This is a genomic window from Mesorhizobium sp. M0514, assembly GCF_040321145.1.
Classification (GTDB): domain Bacteria; phylum Pseudomonadota; class Alphaproteobacteria; order Rhizobiales; family Rhizobiaceae; genus Mesorhizobium.
In genome coordinates this window covers 1-23,554 of sequence record NZ_JAMYQZ010000047.1, presented here as the reverse complement: position 1 = coordinate 23,554, position 23,554 = coordinate 1, and the positions used below count along the sequence as shown (strand labels likewise).

Below are 23,554 nucleotides of genomic sequence, written 5' to 3'. Positions count from 1 at the left end.
AGTTTATCTGTTAGATTTAAAGGCTTAAATGCGCGACCTCAGCGCAACATCAGAACGCTGCAAGCAGCGCCTGCTTCTGCCGCCGGAGCGAAGGGCTCGCGCACGATCAGGCCGTTGGCGTCGGCCAGCATTCTCAGCATCGAGGAATCCTGGATGCCAAACGGCGTCGCCACCAATGCGCCGGCTTCTTCCCGGACCACGGCGCGCACATAGTCTTGCCTTAGATCATTGGCCGGCATCGCGGCGCCAAGCTGAGCCTGGCGGATGTCCTGCCGGTGGGGACGGCCGCCGAGCTGCGCCAATAACGGCTTCAGGAACAATTGCGAGCAGACCAGGCTCGCCACCGGATTGCCGGGCAGGCCGATGCACCTGATATCGCCCAGCCGCCCGAACATCAGCGGCTTGCCCGGGCGCATGGCGAGCTTCCAGAAGTCGAGGTTCATGCCTTCGCCAGTCAGCACGTCATGGACGAGATCATGGTCGCCGACCGAGGCGCCGCCGAGCGTGACGATGACGTCGGCTTTCGCATCGACCGCCTTTTTCACCAGCGCCGCGATCGCTTCCTTGCGATCGGCCGCTATACCGAGATCGAGCGCGCGAGCGCCGACCGACTGCGCCACAGCAGCGACGCCATAGGCGTTGGACGAGATGATCTGGTCGGGGCCAGGTTCGCTACCCGGTGGCAGCAATTCGTCGCCGGTGGCGATGATGGCGACCAGCGGCCGTTGCACCACGTTCAACCGGGGATGATTGGCCGACGCCGCCAGCGACAATGCAGCCGGATCGAGCACGCGGCCTTTCTCCAGCAGCACGTCGCCTTGGGCAAAATCCAGTCCAAGGCGGCGGATGTTACGGTTCTTCGCCGTCGGTTCGGTGACCTCGATCCGGCCACCGCCGAGATCGCGGACATTCTCCTGGATGACGATGGTGTCTGCGCCTTCCGGCAGCGGCGCGCCGGTGAAGATGCGCACAGCTTCCGCCTTACCTACAGCGCCGTCAAAGCCTCGCCCTGCAGGCGCCTTGCCGATCACCGAAAGCCTCGCCGGGAGGGTCGCCACATCCCGCGCCCGTGCGGCATAGCCGTCCATGGCAGATGCATTGAAAGGCGGCTGGGTACGCAGCGCCACGACCGGCTCCGCCAGCACCCGGCCGGCCGAATCCGCCAGCGCGACGCTTTCACCGGGCAACGCCACAGCGCCGTCGAGTAGGCGTTGAAGCGCCTCGGCGACCGGAACCAGCGCCATTTACGAACCCGCCTTGTAGTCGCCGGACTTGCCGCCGGTCTTTTCCACCAGCTTTATACCGGAAATCACCATGGCGCGGTCGACCGCCTTGGCCATGTCGTAAATGGTCAGGCACGCGACAGATGCCGCGGTCAGCGCCTCCATCTCGACCCCGGTCTTGCCGGTGACGCGGGCGAGCGCGGTGACCCTGAGGCCGGGCAGCGTGGTGTCCGGTTCGATGTCGACCGACACCTTGGTCAAAAGCAGCGGATGGCAGAGTGGGATCAGCTCATGCGTTTTCTTGGCAGCCATGATGCCGGCAATGCGCGCGGTACCCAGCACATCGCCCTTCTTGGCGTCGCCGTCGAGGATCATCTTCAGGGTTTCGGCCCGCATCGAGACAAAGCCCTCGGCGACCGCCGTGCGCGTCGTCTCCGCCTTCTCGCCGACATCGACCATGTTGGCCTCGCCCTTGGCGCCGAGATGGGTGAGGGCGGCTGCCATCCTCAGATGGCCTCTGCTTTCGCCTTGCCTGTCAAAAGCAGCCGCGTTGCCGCAGCGACATCCTCTTGCCGCATCAGGCTCTCGCCGACGAGGAAGGTGCTGATGCCGGTCTTTTGCATCCTGAAGCAATCGTCGTGGGTGAAAATTCCGCTCTCGCTGACCAGCAATCGGCCGCCCGGCACCATCGATGCCAGCCGTTCCGAGGTCTCGAGGCTGGTCTCGAATGTTCTGAGATTGCGGTTGTTGATGCCGATCAGCTGCGACGAGAGTTTTACCGCGCGCTGCGTCTCGGCCTCGTCATGCACCTCGATCAGCGCGTCCATGCCGAGTTCGAACGCGGTCGCTTCCAATTCGCTCGCCAAGGCATCATCGACGCTGGCCATGATGATCAGGATGGCATCGGCGCCCCATGCGCGAGCCTCGTAGACCTGGTAAGGGTCGAACAGGAAATCCTTGCGCAGCGCGGGCAGGGACACTGCCTTCCGTGCATTGGTGAGAAATTCCGGCGCGCCCTGGAAGGATGGCGCATCGGTCAGCACCGAAAGACAGGCGGCACCGCCTTTCTCATAGGCCTGCGCCAGTGCGGGCGGGTCGAAATCGGCACGGATCAAGCCTTTGGATGGGCTTGCCTTTTTGATCTCGGCGATCAGGCCGAAGCTGCCCGATCTGCGCTTCGCCTCAAGCGCCCTCAGAAAGCCACGCGGTGCGTCGGCATCCCTGGCTCGCGCCTTGATCTCGGCCAACGGTATCCGCGCCTTCGCCGCCGCGATCTCGTCGCGTTTGTAGGCCTCGATCTTGCGCAGAATGTCAGCCACGGCTCATCCGTTCGAAATCTCGACCAGCCTGTCGAGCACGCCCAGCGCCCGGCCGCTGTCGATGGCCTGTGTGGCCGCGGCCATGCCGTCGGCAAGCGTCGTCGCCTTGCCGGCCACCACCATGCCGGCGCCGGCGTTCATCAGCACCGTATCGCGATAGGCCCCGGCAGCACCTCTCAGCATGTCGCGCAACGCCGTGGCATTGTAGGCGGCGTCGCCGCCGCGCAACTCGTCCTTGGTGTGGCGCTGCAGGCCGACGGCTTCCGGGGTGAGCGTGAAATGGCGGATCTCGCCGCCGGCCAGTTCCGCCACCTGCGTTTCGCCGGTGGTGGTGATTTCGTCATAGCCGTCGCCATGGACCACCCAGGCATGCTCGGTGCCCAACGCCTTCAATGTCTCGGCCACCGGCACGATCCATTCCGGCAGGAACACGCCGACCATCTGCCTGCTGACGCCGGCCGGATTGGACAGCGGTCCGAGCAGGTTGAAGATGGTACGCGTGCCGAGCTCGACGCGGGTCGGGCCGACATGCTTCATCGCCGGGTGGTGCGCAGGTGCGAACATGAAGCCGACGCCGGCCTCCTGGATGCAGCGGCCGATTACCTCTGGCGGGATATCGATCTTGACGCCGAGCGCGACCAGCACATCGGCAGCGCCCGTCAGTGACGACAGGCCGCGATTGCCGTGCTTGGCGACCGGCACGCCGCAGCCGGCAATGACGAAGGCCGAAGCGGTCGAGATGTTGACTGAATGCGAATTGTCGCCGCCGGTGCCGACGATGTCGATGGCGCCCTCAGGAGCTTCGACGCGCAGCATCTTGGCACGCATGGTGGCGACGGCGCCGGAAATCTCGCTCACGGTCTCCCCGCGCACGCGCAACGCCATCAGGAAGCCGCCGATCTGGCCCGGCGTCGCGTCGCCAGACATGATGATGTCGAAAGCTTCGCGCGCTTCCTCGAAGGTAAGCCCGGTTCCCGTGGCGACCTTGGCGATATGGGTCTTCAGGGCGCTCATTGGGCCAAGACGTTCATTGGGCTAAGGCCATTCATTGGGCGAGGGCTTGGGCAACGGCGGCCTGGTCGACGCTGACGGCGTACTGCGTCTGCAACTGCGCCACCAGCTGGTCGAGCAGATCGTCGGACATGCCTTGCGTGAAGGATTTTTGCGCATCGTCGGGTACCGAGCTGGCGTCGGCTCCGGCCGGCTCGAACACTTCGGCGACCTTGAACAGGATCTGGCCGTCGCCGGTGGGCGAGGGGATCAGCCCGGTGCCGCCTTCGCCGACGCCGAACATCGCAGCAGCACCCTCCTTGCCGAAATCGACATCGTCGGCCTCGCGCTTCACGCCGCGCTTGGTCTGCTTTTCAAGCTTCAGTTCGCCGGCGATGACGTCGAGTGTGGTGCCAGCCTTGAGGCGCTTGTCGAGTTCGTCTGCTTTCGCGGTCAGCCGCTTGGTCGTTTCCTCTGTCGTCCAGTCCGCCACCACGCGCTGGCGGACTTCGTCCAGCGTGCGGTCGCGAGCCGGCGTGATCGATGTCAGTTCATAGAACACGAAGCCGTTGTTAGGCGTGGTCAGGGCTTGATTCTCGGTGTTGGGCTCGGCCTCGAACACCGCCTTGATGAGGTCCGGCGATGCCGGCAGGTCCTTGATGATGGTGCCGTCCGGCTTGAGGCCGGTGCGGTCTATGGCCTCGACGGTAACGTCCTTGAGCTTGAGTTTGGCGGCGGCTTCGGCCAGCGTGCTGCCGGCGGCGCGGGTGTCTTCGTAATTGTCGTGCACGTCGAGCAGGATGCGGCTTGCTTCGCCAAGCGCCAGATCCTTGCGGATCTGGTCTGACACTTCCGCCAGCGGCTTCACCGTTTCCGGTTTGATCTCGGTAACGCGCAAAAGCACCGGACCGAACGCGCCCTGGACGACCGGGCTGACTTCGTTGACGGCAAGCGCGAATGCGGCATCGGCGACCGCCTTGTCGGTGATCTTATCCTTGGAGAGCGTGCCGAGCAGCGTGTCGGCCGGGGTCTTGCCCTGCGCGGTGACGATCTTGTCGAAAGTGGCGCCCGTCTTCAGCGAATCGGATGCCGCCTTGGCGGCGTCCGCGGAAGGAAACACCAGCTGTTCGATGGTGCGCATTTCCGGCGTGGTGTAGCGGCCCTTGTTCTTGTTGTAGTCGTCGCTGACCTGCTGGTCCGTTACGGCGCTGACATCCATGATGTCTTCGGGCTCGAGCCGGACATAGGAGAATTTGCGGTATTCTGGCGCCGCGTAGGTTTTCTTGTTGGCCTCGAAATAAGCCTGAAGCACGCTGTCGGATGGCGCCTCGATGGGCTCCACCAACGCCTTTGGCAAGATCAGATAGTCGATGGTGCGGTCTTCGCCGCGATAGAGCGCAACTGCCTTGAAGAAGGTATCCGGAGCCTTGAGCCCGTCCGAAACCGCTTCGACGATCTGCTGGCGCACCGCCACCTGAGCCCGGTTCTTCAGATAATCCTCCGGCCGCATTCCCAGTTCGCGCAGGCGGGATTCGAACAGCCGGCGGTCGAACTGGCCATTCGGGCCCTGGAAGGCGGGTTCCTGCCGCGTCAGTTCGGCCAGCCTGTCCTTGGAGAAGCCAAGCCCGAGCTTGCGCGCCTGTTCGTCGAGGACGGCGCCGGACACCAACTGAGCCAGCACCTGGTTGTCGATGCCATAGGCCTTGGCCTGGTCGCGGCTGATGCGCTGGCCGATCTGCTGTTGCAGCATGGCGATCTGGCGATCGTAGGCTAGGCGGTACTCGGTGATCGACACGGTGGTGCTGCCGGCGGTGATCACCGCATGATGGCCGGCCAGGAAGCCGCCCGTCATCCGCGTGGTGACGCCCCAGGCAAGGAAACTCAACACCAGCAGCGACAGCAGGGCTTTCGCGACCCAGGTCCCTGCCGCGCTTCTTAATATACCAAGCATTGTTACTTCCGATTTTTGCGCAGTTTTGCGTGCGCCCGAGTCTGAAACAAGCGCAATAGCGCCCTTCCGGCTCACTGTCGATTGCTTTGTGGCCTGATTTTGATAGGGAGGGCGAGACCCCAATGTCGCCCGGAGAACCAGATCCCCATGACGCCAGGAATTCGACCGCTCGTTGCCGGCAACTGGAAAATGAACGGCACCAGCGCTTCGCTGAACGAGCTCAGGATGATCGGCAACGGCTTCATGAGCGGGCTCGACGCCGAGACCGAAGCATTGGTCTGCGTACCGGCGACCTTGCTGTCGCGCGCCGTCGAAATCCTGTCGCGCACGCCGGTGCGGGCTGGTGGCGAGGACTGCCACATCAAGGAAAGCGGCGCCTTCACCGGCTGTGTCTCAGCCGAGATGCTGAAGGATGCGGGCGCCAGCCACGTCATTGTCGGCCATTCCGAGTGCCGCGAACAGCGCAGCGAGGACGATGCCATCGTCCTCGCCAAGGCCTCGGCGGCGTGGCGGGCAGGGCTCGTCGCCATTATCTGCATCGGCGAGACCAAGGCGGAGCGCGAAGCGGGCACAGCACTCGACGTGTTGTCGCGGCAGGTCGCCGGCTCGGTGCCACCGAGCGCAACGCCCGCCAACACCGTTATCGCCTACGAGCCGGTATGGGCTATCGGCACCGGCCTGACGCCGACCGCCGAAGACGTGGCGGAGGCGCACGCACATATCCGCCAAAAACTGGCGGAAGCGCTCGGCGCAGTCGTGGCCGGCAAGATGCGCATTCTCTATGGCGGCTCGGTCAAGGCGTCCAACGCAGTCGAACTGCTGGGCGTCAAAAACGTCGATGGCGCGCTGGTTGGCGGCGCCAGCCTGAAGGCGTCCGACTTTCTCGCCATCGCCGAGGCATACCAGAATATCGCATAGGCCCCGGAATTTCGTTGCCGACTAGTTCGGTCATAGACTTATGAACGCAGCAGTTCGGCGGAAATCGTTGCAAAGGGCGCATTGCTTCCCATATTCCGGCCACGGGCTTGGAAATGCCGTTAAAGCATTGTATGGAGCCGCCTCCAAATCACCGGCCCTGATCGCCAGGGAGCGGCAGGGCTTGCCAGGATAAAATATGGAAACCGTACTGATCGTCATCCATCTCATGGTCGTGCTCGCCCTTGTCGGCGTGGTGCTGCTGCAACGCTCCGAAGGCGGTGGTCTCGGCATTGGCGGCGGTTCCGGTTTCATGACCGCGCGTGGCGCCGCCAATGCGCTGACGCGGGCGACGGCGATCCTGGCCGCCGCCTTCTTCGTGACGTCGCTGACACTCTCGATCGTTGCCCGCTATGGCGAAAAACCGATCGACATTCTCGACCGCGTGCCGGCCGACAGCGGCAACGGCGTGCTCAATCAGTTGCCCGGCACGACGGCGCCGACGCCGCCTTCGGGCAACACCGCACCGGCCGCGCCCGCGGCCAACGGCGCCGCCACGCCGCCCGCCACCACGGCCCCGGCGACGGCTCCATCTCCGGCGACGCCATCTGCAACCGATTCGGCTGCGCCGCCGGCTACCAATGGCGTTACCTTGCCGGTCACGCCGCAGGTTCCGAACCAGTAGTCGGTAGGGTCGGATGCCGCGATCTGTTGTTGTTTCAACACAGTCGCGGCAAATGGCACACGATCACGAAGATTCGACCGCACCCCGTGCTTGAGGCCCGTACGCCACTTCGATTATAGATTGCCGGCGGCACTTTCTGCGCCCTTGGGGGGCGCCGGGCGACGCCGTGGGCAACAAGCATTGAACGATCGGATCTTCGCCATGCAGCTTCGCAGCTTCATTTTCATGGGGTTTTGTGCCGTATTCGGCATGAGCTCCGCGGCCTTCGCCGGCACTCCGGCAATGACCTCACCGCAGGCGGTTGGCAAAACCGCTGTCATCAACGTCGCCGCAAAGAGCGATGCGACGCAGCTGAAGCTTCTCAAGAAGAAGAAAAACCCGAGCCCGGATGATCTGGCTCAGATCAGCAAGCTCGAAGACAAGATCGCCGCCGACAGGGATCTCGCCCGCGTCAAGGCGCTCGAGGCCCGCAAGCTGGCGATGCGCGATGCGGCGAAAGCCAGGGCCGATGCCCAGCGCCAGGCGTTCCTGGCAAGCAAGGGCAAGCCGGTCGTGGTTGCCGACGCCAAGCCAGGCAAGAAGACCACCAAGATCATCGCTCCGGTTGACCCGATCGCGCCGATCGAGCCGATCGAATCGGCTGAACCGCTTCCGGCCGAAGCGATGAATATCGCGCTGACCGGCAACAATGGCGAATTGCGCAGCGAGGCCCCGGGCCAGAAGCCGACGAGTGGCGGACTGTTCGCCGGCCTGTTCGGCGGCACGTCCTCTGCCTCGTCGATTGCCTATCTCCCCGAAACGCGCGCGCTCGACCAGGCTCTCGCCAAGCGGCAAGCCAAGAAGCAGTTCAAGGTGAAGCCGGAATTCGTGCCGCAGGACGTCGAATTCAGCGGCTATGAGCCGGGTACGATCGTCATCGATACCAGCGCGCGCCGCCTCTACCTCGTCGAATCGGCTTTCACCGCCCGCCGCTATGCGATCGCGGTCGGCCGCGAAGGCCTGCAGTTCAAGGGCAAGGTTGCCGTTGGCGACAAGCAGGAATGGCCGCGCTGGATCCCGACGCTCGACATGCAGAAGCGCGAACCCAAGCATTACGGCCAGTACAAGGACGGCATGCCCGGCGGCGGCCAGAACCCGCTCGGCGCCCGCGCCATCTATCTCTACGACGGCAAGAAGGACACGCATCTGCGCATCCACGGCACCATCGCGCCGCAGTCGATCGGAACCAGCGCTTCCAATGGCTGCTTCCGCATGATCAACGAGCACGTCATGGACCTCTACAGCCGCGTCAGGGTCGGCACCAAGGTCGTCATCATCTGACGCTTTCACAAACCTGCCGAAAGGGCCGGCTTTTGCCGGCCCTTTTGTTTTGACCAAAACACCAGTCTCGAACCTCGGGACTATCGCGCCTTCTCTGGAAAAAGCCTCAGCGGCGGTTTTTTCTCTGGCGGAATCAATTCGGCCGCGTTAAGCGATGACTCCCATGGCGCGATATGTATTCATCACAGGCGGCGTGGTTTCCTCACTTGGAAAAGGCATCGCTGCAGCGGCCCTTGGGGCTCTCTTGCAGGCGCGAGGCTATCGCGCACGCATCAAAAAGCTCGATCCCTATCTCAATGTCGATCCCGGAACGATGTCGCCTTACCAGCATGGCGAGGTTTTCGTCACCGATGACGGCGCCGAGACCGATCTCGATCTTGGCCATTACGAGCGCTTCACCGGCCGCTCGGCCAACCAGCAGGACAACATCACCACCGGCCGCATCTACAAGAACATCATCGAGCGCGAACGGCGCGGCGACTATCTCGGTGCCACCGTGCAGGTCATTCCGCATGTCACCGATGAGATCAAGAATTTCGTGCTCGACGGCAATGACGACTATGATTTCGTGCTGTGCGAAATCGGCGGCACGGTTGGCGATATCGAGGCGATGCCGTTTCTCGAGGCGATCCGCCAGCTCGGCAACGATCTGCCGCGCAACAACGCCGTCTATGTCCACCTGACCTTGATGCCTTACATCCCCACGGCCGGCGAGCTGAAGACCAAGCCGACCCAGCATTCGGTCAAGGAACTGCGCGGCATCGGCATCGCGCCCGATATCCTGCTGGTCCGCGCCGACCGCGCCATCCCCAAGGAAGAGCGCAGAAAACTGTCGCTGTTCTGCAATGTGCGCGAAAGTGCCGTCATCCAGGCGCTCGACGTGCCCCACATCTATGACGTGCCGATGGCTTACCACAAGGAAGGGCTCGATTCGGAAGTGCTGGCCGCCTTCGGTATCGATCCGGCGCCGAAGCCGCGCATGGAGCCCTGGCAGGCCGTGTCCAACCGCATCCACAATCCGGAAGGCGAGGTAACGATCGCCATTGTCGGCAAATACACCGGCCTCAAGGATGCCTACAAATCGCTGATCGAGGCTTTGTCGCATGGCGGCATGGCCAACCGCGTCAAGGTCAAGCTCGACTGGATCGAGAGCGAGATTTTCGAGAAGGAAGACCCGACGCCGTGGCTGGAAAAGGTGCATGGCATCCTGGTGCCCGGCGGCTTCGGCGAGCGCGGCTCGGAAGGCAAGATCCTGGCGGCGAAATTCGCCCGCGAGCGCAAGGTGCCGTATTTCGGCATCTGCTTCGGTATGCAGATGGCCTGCATCGAGGCAGCGCGCTCGCTGGCCGGCGTCGAACACGCCTCGTCGACCGAATTCGGTCCGACCGACGAGCCGGTCGTCGGCCTGATGACCGAATGGCTGAAAGGCAACATGCTGGAGAAGCGCCGCGAAACGGGCGATCTCGGCGGCACCATGCGGCTTGGCGCCTATCAGGCTGAACTCGCCAAGGGTTCGAAGATCGCCGACATCTATGGCGACACCCAGATTTCCGAGCGCCATCGCCACCGCTACGAGGTCAATATCGACTACAAGGAGCGGCTGGAAGATTGCGGCCTGGTGTTTGCCGGCATGTCGCCCGACGGCGTGCTGCCGGAAACGGTCGAATACCCCGACCATCCCTGGTTCATCGGCGTCCAGTACCATCCGGAGCTGAAGAGCCGGCCGCTTGAGCCGCATCCCCTGTTCGCCAGCTTCATCTCGGCCGCGGTGGACCAGTCGCGACTGGTCTAGGGCCACGGTGAGGTTTCGCAGCTGATGCAGACCTATGTTGCGCTGCTCTACAGCATTATCCTCGGCGAAGGCCGCCGGGTCGTCATGGCCGACCTCAAGGCGATGGCTGAACAGCTTGGGCTGAAGAACCCGCGCACCCTGGTGGCGACCGGCAATCTGGTCTTCGAGACACGGGCGACTGGCATCGCCAAGCTGGAACAGCGGCTGGAAACGGCCTTCGAAAAAACCTTCGGCCGCAATGTCGTCATCATCGTGCGCACTGCCGAGGATTGGCTGAAACTTGCCGCCGGCAACCCATTCCCGGCCGACTCTGCCGAGGCAGGCGATCAGGTGGCTGTGCGGGTGATGCGCAAGCCAGCGCCAGCGGATGGTGTGGCCGCGCTCCAGGCCTATGCCGCCGAGGACGAGAAGGTGGCTTCGGTCGACGGCGACATCTGGGTCGTCTTTTCGCGCGAGCGGCCAAGCTCGCGGCTGCTCGCTGCCATGAACCACAAGCGCATGGGCATCGGCACCGCACGCAACTGGAACACGGTGCGGAGGTTGGCTGAGATGGTAGGGAGTAGGGAGTAGGGAATAGGGAATAGGGAGTAGGGAGTAGGGAGTAGGGAGTAGGGAGTAGGGAGTAGGGAGTAGGGAGTAGGGAGTAGGGGTTATACTATTCCCTACTGACTACTGACTACTGACTACTGACTACTGACTACTCCCTACTCCCTATCTCTCATTTCACGCCTTCGCCGTCCTGGCCCCTGCGCCAAGGGCGGCGGTGCGAAGGACGTAGTAGATGACCCCTGCAATGCCGACGCCGAAAAACCAGCCATAAACGCCCCACCATGCCGGCAGCAGGTTCGTGAAGTTCGGCAGGACCGAGGAGAAGATGGCGCCGATGCCGGCGGCTATGAAGGCGTTGACGTGCCAGCCGCCCTGGAAGCGGAACTCGCCATCTTCGCGGTACAGTGCCTCGACGTCGACTTCGCCCTTCCGGATCAGATAGTAGTCGACCATCATCACCCCGAAGATCGGCCCCATCGTCGCGCCGATGACGTTGACGAAAGACGCGGCACTGCCTTCCCACGGCGCGAAGGGATAAAGCACCAGCGCGATCACGGCCGCGATATAGCCGCCCTTCTTGAAGTCGATCTGCCGGGGAAAGACATTGGAGAAGTCGAAGGCCGGCGAGACGAAGTTTGCCACCACATTGATGCCGAGCGTTGCCACGGCAAAAGTCAGGGCTGCAAGCGCTGCCAGGAACCAGCTGTCGAATTTCGCCGAGATCTGGTCGGGATGCAGAAGCACTTCGCCATAGACGTCGAAGGCAGCGATGGTGGTCACGCCGGCGACCAGCGAGAACAGGATGAGATTGATCGGCAGGCCCCAGATGTTGCCCTTGCGCAGCGATGCCTTGTCTGGGGCATAGCGGGCGAAATCGCAGAAATTGAGATAGAGCGCCGAGAAATAGGTGACCCAGATCGCGGCCACCGCAAACAGCGACGTCCAGGAGCCAGGGGTTCCGGGTACGCCGGCATCCTTTGTCTTGTCGAGCAGCACATCCATCGGGATGTCGCTGGTAAAGGCAAATCTCCCGGATTTTACACAGAGATAGATCGCCAGGATCAACATCATCACCCACACCGCCGGTCCGGCCCAATCCTGGAAGCGGCGCACCGTTTCCATGCCGTTCTGGATGATCAGCAATTGCAGTGCCCAGATGACCACAAAACAGATCACTTCCAGACCCGTATGGCCGAGGAAATGCGTGTTGGCGTTGAAATCGGCGAACCATTGCGAGCGGATCAGCAACGCCACGATCGCGCCCGATGCCGCTGCCGTCTGCGCGCCGTACCAGAAGCAGGCGACGATGGCGCGCACCAGGGCCGGAATGTTGGCGCCCCAGATGCCGAAGGACGCGCGCGCCAGCACGGGGTAGGGCACGCCGGTCTTCACGCCGGCATAGCCGACCATGTTCATCAGCGCGTAGATGATCAGCGAACCGATGCCGATGGCGATGATGAAATTGACGAAGCCGCCGCAAAACAGGAACAGGCTTGCGGCGAGATAATAGCCCCAGAGGCTGTGGACGTCCGACGTCCAGACGTTGAAGATCGAGAACGGCCCCCAGTTTCGGACTTTGGCCGGAGCCAAATCCTCATTGTATAGATCGGGTGATGCGCCTTGTATGGTCATTGCGATGTCCTCCCCTTGATGCCGCACGCGCCCTCACGCGTCGACTGCGCAGGTTATGCCTGACGCAGGGGAACCGGCAAGCAATCCATTTGCCGGCTTTGGCCTCAAAGATATTCAATGAGAACAGCGCTTATCGATCGGCTTTTGGCGAAGGTCGGCGCAATCGCGGCGATCTTGATTCGACCCGCAGACGGCAGGGATCAGGACGCTTTGCGGTTGAGGGCCGGTGATGCGTCGAAATTGGCGGCAAGCCAAGCTATCGCGCAGGTGACATCATCGAGCCTGTATTGGGCCACGGTCGGCCCACGCGGCTTGACCCGGATCGAGATGCCGCCGGCCTCGTTGATCGCCTCGAAACCGTTTTCGTCGGCGGTGTCGTCGCCGAGAAAGACCGGCCGCCGTCCGGCAAAGGGCGGGATTGCCATGAAACGCCGCAGGGCAGCGCCCTTGGCTGCTTCGAGCGGCATGAGTTCGACGCCGGCATTGCCCGGGATAACCCGATAGCCCTTGGGAAGCTCGGTCAATGCCTGTTCGACAAGATGCGTTGCCCTGGCCAGCAGATGCGGCGCCGCACGCGTATGGATGGCGAGGATCGGACCCTTGCGCTCGATATGAACAAGGCCGTCATCCAGTTCGGCCTCGATGGCGTCGGCAAGGGCAGCGATATCGGCGGGAGCATCAGCGGTAACGACCGGGCCGTCCGGCGTCAGCCGGTGTTCCAGCCCATAGAGACCGGCAACACGCAGCTTCAACGGATGAAACAGGCGGTCGGCGCCTTCGACCGAGCGGCCGGTGATAAAGGCGACTGCGCCGTCCAGCCGTTTGTCGACGACGCCGAGGAGGTTGCGCAGTTCGTCGCTTACGGACACGGCGTCGGGGTGCGCCGCGTGCTCCAGCAACGTGCCGTCGATATCGAGGAAAAGCGCCCATTGTCCTTCCGGCAGGTCGGGTGCGGTTGGCAGGCCCGGTGCTTTTGACAGGCTATTCATGACGCCACCTTCCGCATGCGGTCGAACAGCGAGACGATGTTGGTGTCGGTGTTTGCGGGCCGCTCGGCGACACTTGTCGCTCTTTCGAGGTCGCCGCGTTTGCGCAGGCGCGCCGCATCGAGCAGCATGCTGCCGGCCCAGCGAAAGACATTGTTGTCGCGCACTATTTCGCGCATCGGGCGCATGCGCTCGCGTTGTTCGTCCGGTGACATGGTTAGCGCCTGCAGCAGCACCTGGCTCATCATCGCCGCGTCGTAAGGATTGACGATCAGTGCTTCCAGCAGTTCGCGCGACGCGCCGGCAAACGTGCTGAGCAACAGCACGCCCTGTTCGTCGTCACGCGCGGCGACGAATTCCTTGGCTACGAGGTTCATGCCGTCATGCAGGCTGGTGACCATGCAGATGTCGGCGGCGCGATAGATCTCATAGACCTGTTGCTGCGAATGGTGCTCAGCCACCATGACCACGGGCTTGTAGCCGTCATGACCGTAGCGCTGGTTGAGCTCGTTGGCATAACGCAGGCATTCATCGTGCAATTGCTGGTAGGCCGGCAACGTGCCGCGGCTTGGGGCAGCAATCTGCAGGAACACTACCTTGCCGATCCACTCGGGGTGGCGCGTAAACAATTCGTCCAGCGCATGGAAGCGGTCGAGGATGCCCTTGGTGTAGTCCAGGCGCTCGACGCCGACGCACAGCTTGACGTCCGCCGACAGGCCGAACCGCTCACGCAGGCGGGCGCGGCTTTCCTCGACCGGTGGCAGTTTCGCCAGGAGTTCGGCCGGCCATTCGATGGAGATGGGATAGGCGTGCACCAGTGTCGTCCGCCCGCCATACGAGATCGCGGCGTCGGCGCGCTCGATGCGGCTTTCCAGGAACCGGTCTACGCTTTCAGTGAAATTATTGGCATGAAACTGGGTGTGAAAGCCGATGATCGAGCTCCCGAGCAGTCCATCAAGAACGCGTTCGCGCCATGGGCAGATGCTGAACACTTCGGAGTTCGGCCACGGGATGTGCCAGAAGGTGATGATGATCGCCTCCGGCAGCCGCTCGCGGATCATGCGCGGCAGGAGCGCGAAATGGTAATCCTGAACCAGCACGATCGGCCGCTCATTGCGCGCCTCGGCAACCACCATATCGGCGAATTTGCGGTTGACGACCTCATAGGCCTCCCAGTCCGAGGCACGGAAGACCGGCCGGGTGAAGGCGATATGGCAGAGCGGCCAAAGCCCTTCATTGGCAAAGCCGAGATAGTAGCCCTGATATTCGTCGTCGCTCAGCCACACGCGGCGCAGCGTATAGGACGGATTGTCCGGCGGCACCTGAACCCGATCGTTGCTATCGACCGTCAGACGATCCGCCGTTCCGCCGCCATAGGCGATCCAGGTGCCGCTGCAGGCGCGGGTGATAGGCTCAAGCGCCGACACCAGGCCGCTGGCCGGCACCAGAAGCTCGACGCCGTCGTCCTTGATGTTGTGGATATAGGGTTCTCGGTTCGAGACGACGATGACCTGCGCGTCCGGCAGGTCGTCGGCAAGTATCTTGCGCAAGGTGTCGGGCGACCAGTTCACCAGCGCCGCGTCGGGAGATTGTCCATTCTTCTCGAACTCCCGCAAAACCTTGCGCGTCGCTTCCGATGCGACGTCCTCGCCGGCAGTCGGTGCAACCGTCAAGCTATGGCTACGACGTTGCCTGGAGATCGATAACAGAACGGCTAGAATCGAAAGGCCAAGGCTTGCAAGGATCAAGACCCAGAGCAGGGCCATGCCATAATCAGTCATTCCAATTCCAACTCAATTTTGGCCGTCAGGGCCTTTTTCTTCATGGTTCCATTTGAGTGTTCGCAGCCGACGATCGCCCGTGAGAACCTGTGTTTTTTGCAACGCACAAACCCTGGGATCGGTTCCCGTTGAAAGCCGTTCCGATCATGTCCGCACGATCAGCGGAACCAGCCCCTCATGGCGGTCGGCGAGAAAGGCGACGACGCGGTCGCCGACGCGCTGAAAGGTAAGATCGACCCTCTTTTCGCCGACACCCAGATGCCTGAGCGTCAGCGTATCGATGCCGATCGGCAAACGGGGTCGAGTGACGTGGATTTCGCCGTTCCAGCCGTCGATTTCCAGACCGAGGCACGCCTGCATCAGCATGAAGGCCGAGCCTGCCGACCACGCTTGCGGCAGGCAGGCGACGGGGTAGGCGATCGGCGCTTCGCCCGGCGAGCGGGTGAAACCGCAGAACAGTTCCGGCAGTCGCATGTTGAAATGCACTGCCGATTCGAACGTACCGCTCATCAGCCGCACCACGCTGTCACGCTCGCCGAACCGCGCCAGGCCGGCGCCGCACATCGCCGTGTCATGCGGCCAGATGGAACCATTGTGGTACGACATCGGGTTGAACAGCACAGCATCGTCGGAAAGCGTTCGCACCCCCCAGCCGGAGTGGAAGGAGGCCGAAAGCAACTGGTCGGCGACCATCTTAGCCCGCGCCGGTTCGGGCAGGCCGACATAGAGCAGGTGTCCGGCATTCGAGGTGCGCACCTTGCACGGCTCTCCGGCGCCGTCGATCGCCAGCGCATAGAAGCCGAGATCGTCCAGCCAGAAATCACGCTCGACGGCGATCCGCATCTCTTCGGCGCGATTTTCCCAGTGCTCGGCCTGCGCGAACTCGCCCCGGCGGCGGGCGAGAGCGGCAAGGCCCCTGAAGGCGGCGAAGACATAACCCTGCACTTCGACCAGCGCGATCGGCCCCTTGGGAATGCGCCCGTCGGCGTGGAAGACGGAGTCGAAGCTGTCCTTCCAGCCCTGGTTCGCAAGGCCGGATTCGGCAGCGCGCTGATAGGTGACGAAGCCGGTTGCGCGGCTCGCCTCTTCCGTCCACTTGGCGGCGGCGCAGAGAGACGGCCACAGGCTGGCGATGAAGTCCATGTCGCCGGTGCGTTCGGCATAGGCGCAGGCGAGGTGGATGTAGAGCGGCGTGGTATCGACGCCGCCATAGTAGCGGCCGAAAGGCAGTTCCTGCAGCGCCACCATCTCGCCCTTGCGCGTCTCGTGCATGATCTTGCCGGGCTGCGAGTCGCTGAAAGGCGATGTCTCGGTCGCCTGGTGCTGGGCGAGGAAGGCAAGCACGCCGCGCGCCAGGCCGGGGTTGAGCCATAGCATCTGCAGCGCCGAGATGACGCCGTCACGGCCGAAGGCCGTCGAAAACCAGGGGATGCCGGCATAGGGGTAGGGGCCGGTCGACAACTCGGTGGTCAGCAAGGCGACATCCGCGCGGGCGCGTTCGACCCAATCGTTGAAGACGCGACCCGAACTGTGCACCGTCGCTCCATGGCGGCGCTTGGCCCGCATGCCGAAACGGGCGCGCGCCGCGGCCGCCCGGAAGCGGTCGCGGTCGGGCGTTTCGGTCAGTTCCGCGCCGACCTCGACGTAAAGCATCTTGCTGCTGCGCTTGGTCACTGCGATGAGGAAATCCGCGCGCTCGGCGCTCAGCTGGTCCGGCGGCTGCGAGAACGAGATCGCAGACACCCGCGCCAGCCCGTCCAGTCCGTCATAGCGCAGCAGCACCGAGGCAGGCTCGATCTCCGCTGCATGCGCCATTCCGCGCTTCGGCCGGGTCGAACCGCGGACCTCGAACATGTCCCGGAAATCGGCGGCAAAATGCAGCGAGACGCGGATTGCCGAATGCTCCTGGCTGTAGTTGGAAAGGGTGATGCGCTCGAACAGCCGGTCCTGCCACAACAGCCTGACGCGCTCGATATGGATGGCGCCCTGCGGGATGTCGCGGCCACCGACGCTTTGCATCGGCAAATTGGTCATATTGCTGGTGAACAGCACATTGTCCTGGCTGAGCGAGGCGCCGAGCAGCGATGTCTGCCGGCCGCCGACGGTGAGCCTGAACTCCGACAGCACCCGGGTGTCGTCACGGAAGAAACCGTCGCCCGCACCCCTGATATCGCCGTAGGCATCGGCCACGGCAAAACAGTCGCCTTGCTTCAGGGCAAACAGCCGGTGCGGCTCGCGCGGCGCGGTTTCGTCCAGGGAGGCAAGGGCCACGGCAGGGTCGAGCTTGCGCTCGTCAAGTTCGGTCATCAGTCACAAATCTCTGTTTCGGGCTCGGAACGTCCGCCGTCGTCGTTCACGACGCTTTCGATTCAGCCGGGGCGCCGATGAGACGCGCATAGGCAGTGAGATAGTCGCGCGCCATCCTGTTGGCGGAGAACCGACTTTCGAAGACGGCGCGCACCTTTCGCCGGTCGAGTTGCAGCAAGGCCGGCACCGCGGCGACCGCGGCGTCGAGAGAATCGACGACAAATCCGGTAACGCCATGGTCGATGACTTCCGGCAACGCACCGCAGTTCCAGCCGATGGTTGGCGTACCGCACGCCATCGCCTCGATCGCGGCAAGGCCGAACGGCTCGGGCCAGTCTATCGGAAACAGCAGACCAGCGGCATTGCCGAGGAATTCAGTCTTCTCACTCTCGGCGATCTCGCCGACATAGTCGATGCGGTCGCCATCGATCAACGGCTCGATCGTCTCATGGAAATAGGCGCGATCATCGTCGCCGATCTTGGCCGCCAGCTTGAGCTTCATGCCCGAGCGCAAGGCGATGTCGATGGCCCGGTCCGGCCGCTTGTCGCGCGAAAGCCGGCCGAGAAAGGCAAGGTATGGTTCGCCCGCCGCCGTCTCGAAGGTCGGCTGATAGAGACCCGTCGGCAGCCCGTGATGGATGGTGGCCAGCCAATTGGCATTCGCAAGCCCGGTCTTCTGGCTATGCGAGATCGAGATCAGCGGAAAGCGCGGAAAACGCTCATAGGCTGGCGCCAGATCGACATAATCGAGCCGGCCATGAGGCGTCGTCACCGTCTTGTCCGGCATGGTCTCGAAGAACGAGAAATGGAGGAAATGGCTGAGATGAAAATGAATGATATCAAAGTCGTGGGCTCGGTTCCTCACATCGGCAAGCATCGCAAGATGCGCCGCCGTGTCCGATTTCAGCGGGCGCGGATCGAGGCGTAGCGCGCGTTCGCGACCTGGTATCAGTCTGGCCGACGTCCGGCTGTCGCCGCTGGCGAACAGCGTCACCTCATGGCCGAGTTCGACCAGCCCTTCGGTCAGATAGGAAACGATGCGCTCGGTGCCGCCATAGAGAAGGGGTGGCACCGATTCGTGCAAAGGGGCGACATGGGCTATGCGCATGGTTTGAACGTGTCCCTCAAGGCAATCACGAGAGCGAAATGCATCAGCCGGCCTAACGTTCCGGACAAAAGCGGGCGTCGGCAACCCAAGCCCACCAGCGCAGATTTTTTTGCAATAAGCGGAACAAACGCGCCATCCGCGAATTTAGTAGGGTTGGTTCGCGCTGCGGCCGACCAGGGAGAGAACAAAATGGACCGCTTGCATTTCTTTACGCCCGTGCGCATTGCGCGCGGGCAGGGACACCCCGTCGAGGAAGTCGATAGCGTTGCCGAAGCGATGGTCTTTTTGCAGAAATGGCCATTGGGACGGCGTGGGCCTGTGTATCAATGCGCCGTGAATTGCTGCTCCGCGGCCCTGTCGGGCAGAATGTCGGCCGAAGCAGCCAGGAAGGCGTTTACGGGCTTTGCCCGCATCACCCGGCTGCTCGATGATGAGATGGCCCTGCCGATGGGCGGCGAAAGCATGGCGGAAGTCCACGCGCTGAGGCGCTAGGCGCCGGTCCAGCCATTTGGCTATTGAACACCCGGGCTTTGGCGGCGCGGGCATCATCTTTTTCGCACCGGAGTATTCCGGCGCGCCCTTCACCTCATGGGCCACACTGTGCTTTCATGCGGCGTTTCGCATGACCGGTGGGTGACGACCATCGACGGGCGGTCCGAACGTGGAGGGGTAGACAATGCCGAAACTGATCCTGGGAACACTCGGCGCTATCGTCATCGCCCTCATCTGGGCGGTCCTTGCCAGTTTGATGGGCGCGCCATCGATCGTGATCACGGTCGGCGCGGTCGCCATTGGGGCCGGCGTCTACACCTACGTCGACAGACGCTCGCATTGACAGTCCCCGGTCTGCCGCGCGCTCGACCAATTGCACGCCGGTGTTGACGCGTGCGGCAGCCGCGGCGGGCATTCTTCAAGGATGAGCTTGCTGGCCGCATAGAGGGCAAAGGCGCAGACCGGGCGCCACACGTCGGACTGGGCTCCCCGAGAACTTGGGAGATCGTCAAAGATCTTTCAATCCGGCCAATGTAGATCGAAACGGCGAATCTGTGGATTTCCGGTGGAACATCGTCGCCTCGAAACACTTCGGGCGTTGCACTGCCCCATCAGTGCACGTTCCCTTGTTCGGTTGGAACTGGCCGGCTGCCGAAAGGTGGCCGGCTTTTTTGTATATTAGCGGAACCTGAAATTACGGGGCTTGTTCTGCATGCGGCAGCGAGCCCCTCGCTGCTGGTCGAGGGCCGTAACCCTTGGCCGGGCCCGCATCGCTCCGCCAGTGGTGCGGGCCCACGGCCTCCGGTTTTTCCGGGCGTCTGGACTCGCTGATCCTCACCCTGGTCCGGCTATGCATGTCACTCAAAAAAAGGCTCGGTTGTGAGACAATGACATGCACACGCGGCGCGCTTTAGCACAATCATTCACAAAGCCGTGGGTTCAACTGTTGCTACCCTTCTTGGCTGGATTGTGCGAATGATGACTGTCCTTTTCACCGCCACCCCCTGAAACTCGGCTTTTGGATCGACGGTCTTCATCCGCCGGGGGTTTGTTGACCTGCAGGGGTTTTCTGGCGTTCTCGTGCGATGCGCCTGGCCCGCCCTGCCGGATCGTGTTCGGGTGTTTCTTCGATGTGGACATGATCACCGATCCTGCTGACGGCCCTGATGAGTGGTGTTGACCTTGGTGTTGGCTTGCTGCCCTTGGCGCTCCGGATCCGGCGCTCCGTGAGTGCCGTGCTGGGCATCATCGTGGCTAACCTGTCGCCCTTCTCCTCGACCCTTCTGGCTCTGGTTCTCAGGCGGCACGGGCGGCATTTTGCTCGACATCTGCATCTCCTTGGGTTGGTCTCGTGACTCCAAACCGTGATCGTGGGGGGAAGTTCCGTCTGCTTCGTCAGCACCTGTGATTTCGGTGCCGACGGAATCTGAGTCCCAACGCGGATTTCAACGAACGGCAGGGCCTGCGTTGCTTGTCGAGGACAGGCAATCTCTGGGCAGGCCCGCGTCGCCCCGCCAGTGATGCGGGCCTGCAATATAAACCTCAAGACTGGGCTGCTATCGCAGTTTATTGCGAGCTTCCGGCGACTTGCGTAGCGGGCTTCAGTGGCTTTCAGGAGAGCAGCGTGTTGTATCCGGTCGATTTCGAGCGACCGAAATACAGTGCTTGACCACGTTGCTGACATGATCGGTGATGGTGTCGCGCCTGGATCGCGGCAGCAGCCTCAGGTCCGCTCTCCCTGCAGCTGATGGCAGCTAAAACGACGTCAAAAGACCTAAGTCTCTTTGATCGCCCTCGCTGCTCGCACGAGCGATGACCAGTCAGCTCCCATGGCTGCGACAAGGTCTCGAGCATCTTCGTCTGATATTCCGGTACGGTCTACGAGCTTCCGTGCCAGCAATTCGAATGCCAATTCTATGATCGTCATAGCTCAGCCCTTACGAGAGTACCCGTGACGATAGCTTGCAAATGGGTCTTCCGCATTTGCACATGTTAAGCGACCATCACGAATGTCTCAGGTACCGCAGAATGTCTGCAGGACGCGCTCATCCGGGCGTGGCGGCTCAGCATAGCGTTCCATTCCCGGCTGCTCATCGAAGGGACGGCTGACGACCGTCAAGATCTCCTCGAACGGTGTGAAGTCGCCGCCCAACGCCGCCTGGATCATCGCCTCGATGCGATGATTGCGGGGGATGAATTTGGGATTGACGGATTGCATGGCTGCCCGGCGCGTGGCCGTGTCGGCTGCTTCGCTTGCAATGCGCTGGCGCCACCGCGCCGACCAGGCATCGAATGAGCCTGGATCCTTAAACAACTGCCGCGCCGTGCCTTGGCCGTCCGCAGCGTCGAGGTCATCGCCCAGGCGCCGGAAGCCGAGCGTAAAATCCGCTTCGCCGCGAGCCAGCACATCCAGAAAGTCGGCAGCGAGCTGCAAGTCGCCTTCCGCTTCGGTCAGCAGTCCGAGTTTTCTGCGGAAGCCGCGCTGCAACACAGCCTCATAGGAGGCCTGGAACGACCTCAGCACCTCTTCCGCTTCAGACACTGCTTCATTCTCGTCCGTGCTCATGAGCGGCAGCAGGGTCTCGGCAAAGCGCGCAAGGTTCCATGTGGCGACACGAGGCTGGTTGGCATAGGCATAGCGACCGGCGCGGTCTATCGAACTGAACACCGCGCTGGGGTCGTAAGCGTCCATGAAGGCGCATGGGCCATAGTCGATCGTCTCGCCCGAGATCGACATGTTGTCGGTGTTCATGACGCCATGGATGAAGCCGACCAGCATCCAGCGCGCCACCAGGTCCGCCTGTGCGGCGACAACGGCCTCCAGCAAAGCCCGGTACGGCCGTGCTTCCCCCGCCAGCTGTGGGAAGTGACGCTGAATGGCATAGTCGGCCAGTATCTTGAGCGCCTCGGTGTCGTGGCGCGCGGCGAAATATTGGAACGTGCCGATCCTGATATGGCTTGCCGCCACCCGTGTCAGGACGGCGCCGGGCAGCCGGACCTCGCGATAGACCGGGTCGCCGGTGAGCACCGCCGCAAGGCTTCGCGTCGTCGGAATGCCGAGCGCCCCCATCGCTTCGCTGACGACATATTCGCGCAGGACAGGGCCGAGTGCGGCGCGGCCGTCGCCGTTGCGCGAGAACCGCGTTGGTCCCGATCCTTTCAGCTGGATGTCACGGCGAACGCCGTTGACGTCCACCACTTCGCCAAGCAGCAGGGCGCGCCCGTCGCCAAGCTGAGGCACGAAGTTTCCGAACTGGTGGCCCGCATAGGCCAGGGCGATTGCTTGCAACCCTTCCGGAAATCTGTTGCCGGCAAGCATCGCCACTCCATCCGGGCTGGTAAGCTGGTCGGCATCGAGCCCGAGTTCCTCCGCGAGGTGCCGGTTGAACCGGATCAGCCGCGGTTCGGACACCGGCTTCGGATCTGTTTGCGCGAAGAAGCGCTCCGGCAATTGCGCATAGCTGTTGCTCAGGGCGGGAAGCCCCGTCTGAATGACCGGGGGTTGTTCAGCAGTCGCAGGTGACGTCATGACGAGCTGTCTCTGAAGAGGAGGGGTTCAACAGATCCCGTTTCGAGGAGCCTGTGTTCATTTGTTCATATAGGGACGCAACGTCGTTGGTGCCATCCGGATCCATCAGGCCGGCACCGGATACAAGCTGGGAACCACCCGCCTCAACTATCGAGGTTCGGGCTGCCGTGGGACGACGGGCCGTGGCGGAATCCAGAGCTGACGCCCGCATCGCCACTGTCTCCGAACTGAGCACCCGGCAATCTAGTCAGTGCGGGCGTGCAATGCCGGGGCGGCGTCTGCCTTGGTTGGCAGCGGCTCTCTCGGGGCCGCTCCCGGCGATGATTTCGAACCCGGTTCGACTCGCTCCTCGGCGATGAGCCGGGCGCCACGCTCATAGGTCAGGTAGCGCCAGAGCCACTGGATCGAGACCTGAACGCGGTGCTGAAAACCGACGAGCAGGTAGACATGGATGAGCGCCCAGGCAGACCAGGCGAACCAGCCTTTCAGTTTCAGCCTACCCGATTCGAACACGGCAGCGTGGCGGCCGACAATGGCCGTGTTGCCTCGATTGCTGAAGACAAAAGCGGGCAGCGTATCGCCAGCATCTATCCGGCGTGCCAGTGCCTTGCCGAGGTGCTCGCCCTGCTGCTTGGCGACCTGGGCAAGACCCGGCAATGGCTGGCCATTCCCATCGAGGGCCAGTGCGACGTCGCCAAGCGCGAAGACATCGGGATGGCCAACGACCTGCAGGTCGGATTCGACCTTCACCCGACCGCCGCGGTCGAGCCCGACACCAAGCTGGGCGACCAGCGGAGAAGCCGCCACCCCGGCGGCCCAGAGCGTCAAGGCCACCGGGATCACCTGGCCGCCGACGGTGATCTGATGCGCTTCGATCGCCTCGACCCGGTTGCCGAGCGCGACCTCGACGCCCAGGCTTTCAAGGCGCAGACGTGCATATCTGGAAAGCTCCGGGGCGAATCCGGCGAGCAGACG

The 23,554-nt window shown here is 62.9% G+C and carries 21 protein-coding genes; 7 read left to right on the top strand and 14 right to left on the bottom strand.

Going from position 1 to position 23,554, the window contains the following annotated elements; translation table 11 throughout:
• Positions 1-38: 38 nt before the first annotated feature.
• Genes NKI61_RS19540 through NKI61_RS19520 form a run of 5 tightly spaced genes read right to left on the bottom strand, consistent with a single transcriptional unit; the run spans position 39 to position 5,483 of the window.
• Complete coding sequence (locus NKI61_RS19540) at positions 39-1,244, bottom strand: molybdopterin molybdotransferase MoeA (protein WP_023832091.1); 1,206 nt, start codon at positions 1,242-1,244, stop codon at positions 39-41.
• The gene (gene moaC, locus NKI61_RS19535) at positions 1,245-1,727 is read right to left on the bottom strand and encodes a cyclic pyranopterin monophosphate synthase MoaC (RefSeq protein WP_023684710.1); all 483 of its coding nucleotides are present in this window, start codon (positions 1,725-1,727) and stop codon (positions 1,245-1,247) included.
• A 2-nt stretch (positions 1,728-1,729) separates the two neighbouring features.
• A complete protein-coding gene (trpC, locus tag NKI61_RS19530) occupies positions 1,730-2,542 on the bottom strand; it encodes an indole-3-glycerol phosphate synthase TrpC (protein ID WP_027049444.1) in 813 nt (270 codons plus the stop codon).
• A gap of 3 nt (positions 2,543-2,545) precedes the next feature.
• A complete protein-coding gene (gene trpD / locus NKI61_RS19525; protein ID WP_023712346.1) occupies positions 2,546-3,556 on the bottom strand; it encodes an anthranilate phosphoribosyltransferase in 1,011 nt (336 codons plus the stop codon).
• A gap of 31 nt (positions 3,557-3,587) precedes the next feature.
• Positions 3,588-5,483 (bottom strand): peptidylprolyl isomerase, encoded by a 1,896-nt coding sequence (locus tag NKI61_RS19520; protein ID WP_023738725.1) that lies wholly within the window; start codon positions 5,481-5,483, stop codon positions 3,588-3,590.
• A 147-nt stretch (positions 5,484-5,630) separates the two neighbouring features.
• Here NKI61_RS19520 and tpiA point away from each other — a divergent pair, with 147 nt between their 5' ends.
• From tpiA to NKI61_RS19495, 5 genes are all read left to right on the top strand, one after another.
• On the top strand, positions 5,631-6,401 hold the full coding sequence (tpiA, locus tag NKI61_RS19515; protein WP_023819952.1) for a triose-phosphate isomerase: 771 nt from the start codon (positions 5,631-5,633) through the stop codon (positions 6,399-6,401).
• A 196-nt stretch (positions 6,402-6,597) separates the two neighbouring features.
• Positions 6,598-7,083, top strand: coding sequence for a preprotein translocase subunit SecG (gene secG / locus NKI61_RS19510; RefSeq protein ID WP_352840307.1), 486 nt, complete (start codon positions 6,598-6,600; stop codon positions 7,081-7,083).
• A 201-nt stretch (positions 7,084-7,284) separates the two neighbouring features.
• The gene (locus tag NKI61_RS19505) at positions 7,285-8,403 is read left to right on the top strand and encodes a L,D-transpeptidase (protein ID WP_027049440.1); all 1,119 of its coding nucleotides are present in this window, start codon (positions 7,285-7,287) and stop codon (positions 8,401-8,403) included.
• 154 nt (positions 8,404-8,557) lie between these two features.
• Positions 8,558-10,195 (top strand): CTP synthase, encoded by a 1,638-nt coding sequence (gene pyrG, locus NKI61_RS19500; protein WP_081725397.1) that lies wholly within the window; start codon positions 8,558-8,560, stop codon positions 10,193-10,195.
• 24 nt (positions 10,196-10,219) lie between these two features.
• Positions 10,220-10,765, top strand: a complete 546-nt coding sequence (locus NKI61_RS19495) for a DUF1697 domain-containing protein (protein ID WP_023743360.1) — start codon at positions 10,220-10,222, stop codon at positions 10,763-10,765.
• 153 nt (positions 10,766-10,918) lie between these two features.
• Here NKI61_RS19495 and NKI61_RS19490 read toward each other — a convergent pair whose 3' ends face one another.
• The 5 genes from NKI61_RS19490 to NKI61_RS19470 all read right to left on the bottom strand — a co-directional run bounded on the left by NKI61_RS19490 (position 10,919) and on the right by NKI61_RS19470 (position 18,558).
• Positions 10,919-12,376 carry an NCS1 family nucleobase:cation symporter-1 gene (locus NKI61_RS19490; RefSeq protein WP_023688556.1) on the bottom strand — a complete coding sequence of 486 codons (1,458 nt, stop codon included), beginning with the start codon at positions 12,374-12,376 and terminating at the stop codon, positions 10,919-10,921.
• Positions 12,377-12,576: 200 nt separating this feature from the next.
• Positions 12,577-13,365 (bottom strand): trehalose-phosphatase, encoded by a 789-nt coding sequence (gene otsB, locus NKI61_RS19485; RefSeq protein ID WP_352840305.1) that lies wholly within the window; start codon positions 13,363-13,365, stop codon positions 12,577-12,579.
• The gene (locus tag NKI61_RS19480; protein WP_023707492.1) at positions 13,362-15,143 is read right to left on the bottom strand and encodes an alpha,alpha-trehalose-phosphate synthase (UDP-forming); all 1,782 of its coding nucleotides are present in this window, start codon (positions 15,141-15,143) and stop codon (positions 13,362-13,364) included. The genes otsB and NKI61_RS19480 overlap by 4 nt, the downstream gene beginning before the upstream one ends.
• Before the next feature lie 144 nt (positions 15,144-15,287).
• Positions 15,288-17,450, bottom strand: coding sequence for an amylo-alpha-1,6-glucosidase (locus tag NKI61_RS19475; RefSeq protein WP_023688553.1), 2,163 nt, complete (start codon positions 17,448-17,450; stop codon positions 15,288-15,290).
• 46 nt (positions 17,451-17,496) lie between these two features.
• Entirely contained in the window at positions 17,497-18,558 is a 1,062-nt protein-coding gene (locus tag NKI61_RS19470; RefSeq protein WP_023672687.1) for a glycosyltransferase family 4 protein, read from the bottom strand.
• Between NKI61_RS19470 and NKI61_RS32935 the strand changes: the two genes are divergently transcribed.
• On the top strand, positions 18,544-19,050 hold the full coding sequence (locus tag NKI61_RS32935) for a DUF982 domain-containing protein (RefSeq protein ID WP_502896639.1): 507 nt from the start codon (positions 18,544-18,546) through the stop codon (positions 19,048-19,050). The genes NKI61_RS19470 and NKI61_RS32935 overlap by 15 nt on opposite strands.
• 184 nt (positions 19,051-19,234) lie before the next feature.
• Positions 19,235-19,393: a hypothetical protein gene (locus NKI61_RS19460; protein ID WP_352840304.1), complete on the top strand. Its 159-nt coding sequence runs from the start codon at positions 19,235-19,237 to the stop codon at positions 19,391-19,393.
• A 596-nt stretch (positions 19,394-19,989) separates the two neighbouring features.
• Here NKI61_RS19460 and NKI61_RS19455 read toward each other — a convergent pair.
• The 4 genes from NKI61_RS19455 to NKI61_RS19440 all read right to left on the bottom strand — a co-directional run.
• The gene (locus tag NKI61_RS19455) at positions 19,990-20,190 is read right to left on the bottom strand and encodes a hypothetical protein (protein ID WP_081725396.1); all 201 of its coding nucleotides are present in this window, start codon (positions 20,188-20,190) and stop codon (positions 19,990-19,992) included.
• A gap of 2 nt (positions 20,191-20,192) precedes the next feature.
• Positions 20,193-20,378, bottom strand: coding sequence for a hypothetical protein (locus NKI61_RS19450; protein WP_023688550.1), 186 nt, complete (start codon positions 20,376-20,378; stop codon positions 20,193-20,195).
• Positions 20,379-21,064: 686 nt separating this feature from the next.
• Positions 21,065-22,579, bottom strand: coding sequence for a protein adenylyltransferase SelO (locus NKI61_RS19445; protein WP_023738734.1), 1,515 nt, complete (start codon positions 22,577-22,579; stop codon positions 21,065-21,067).
• A gap of 243 nt (positions 22,580-22,822) precedes the next feature.
• A partial coding sequence (locus NKI61_RS19440; RefSeq protein ID WP_352840303.1) for an NAD(P)/FAD-dependent oxidoreductase occupies positions 22,823-23,554 on the bottom strand: 732 nt, incomplete at its 5' end.

What these genes read in the sequence shown, in the direction of transcription:
- NKI61_RS19540 (WP_023832091.1), bottom strand. Translation starts at nt 1,244, where the DNA reads ATGGCGCTGGTTCCGGTCGCCGAGGCGCTTCAACGCCTACTCGACGGC.
- moaC (WP_023684710.1), bottom strand. Translation starts at nt 1,727, where the DNA reads ATGGCAGCCGCCCTCACCCATCTCGGCGCCAAGGGCGAGGCCAACATG.
- trpD (WP_023712346.1), bottom strand. Translation starts at nt 3,556, where the DNA reads ATGAGCGCCCTGAAGACCCATATCGCCAAGGTCGCCACGGGAACCGGG.
- NKI61_RS19520 (WP_023738725.1), bottom strand. Translation starts at nt 5,483, where the DNA reads ATGCTTGGTATATTAAGAAGCGCGGCAGGGACCTGGGTCGCGAAAGCC.
- tpiA (WP_023819952.1), top strand. Translation starts at nt 5,631, where the DNA reads ATGACGCCAGGAATTCGACCGCTCGTTGCCGGCAACTGGAAAATGAAC.
- secG (WP_352840307.1), top strand. Translation starts at nt 6,598, where the DNA reads ATGGAAACCGTACTGATCGTCATCCATCTCATGGTCGTGCTCGCCCTT.
- NKI61_RS19505 (WP_027049440.1), top strand. Translation starts at nt 7,285, where the DNA reads ATGCAGCTTCGCAGCTTCATTTTCATGGGGTTTTGTGCCGTATTCGGC.
- pyrG (WP_081725397.1), top strand. Translation starts at nt 8,558, where the DNA reads ATGACTCCCATGGCGCGATATGTATTCATCACAGGCGGCGTGGTTTCC.
- NKI61_RS19495 (WP_023743360.1), top strand. Translation starts at nt 10,220, where the DNA reads ATGCAGACCTATGTTGCGCTGCTCTACAGCATTATCCTCGGCGAAGGC.
- NKI61_RS19490 (WP_023688556.1), bottom strand. Translation starts at nt 12,376, where the DNA reads ATGACCATACAAGGCGCATCACCCGATCTATACAATGAGGATTTGGCT.
- otsB (WP_352840305.1), bottom strand. Translation starts at nt 13,365, where the DNA reads ATGAATAGCCTGTCAAAAGCACCGGGCCTGCCAACCGCACCCGACCTG.
- NKI61_RS19480 (WP_023707492.1), bottom strand. Translation starts at nt 15,143, where the DNA reads ATGACTGATTATGGCATGGCCCTGCTCTGGGTCTTGATCCTTGCAAGC.
- NKI61_RS19475 (WP_023688553.1), bottom strand. Translation starts at nt 17,450, where the DNA reads ATGACCGAACTTGACGAGCGCAAGCTCGACCCTGCCGTGGCCCTTGCC.
- NKI61_RS32935 (WP_502896639.1), top strand. Translation starts at nt 18,544, where the DNA reads ATGGGCTATGCGCATGGTTTGAACGTGTCCCTCAAGGCAATCACGAGA.
- NKI61_RS19470 (WP_023672687.1), bottom strand. Translation starts at nt 18,558, where the DNA reads ATGCGCATAGCCCATGTCGCCCCTTTGCACGAATCGGTGCCACCCCTT.
- NKI61_RS19460 (WP_352840304.1), top strand. Translation starts at nt 19,235, where the DNA reads ATGCCGAAACTGATCCTGGGAACACTCGGCGCTATCGTCATCGCCCTC.
- NKI61_RS19455 (WP_081725396.1), bottom strand. Translation starts at nt 20,190, where the DNA reads ATGTCCACATCGAAGAAACACCCGAACACGATCCGGCAGGGCGGGCCA.
- NKI61_RS19450 (WP_023688550.1), bottom strand. Translation starts at nt 20,378, where the DNA reads ATGTCGAGCAAAATGCCGCCCGTGCCGCCTGAGAACCAGAGCCAGAAG.
- NKI61_RS19445 (WP_023738734.1), bottom strand. Translation starts at nt 22,579, where the DNA reads ATGACGTCACCTGCGACTGCTGAACAACCCCCGGTCATTCAGACGGGG.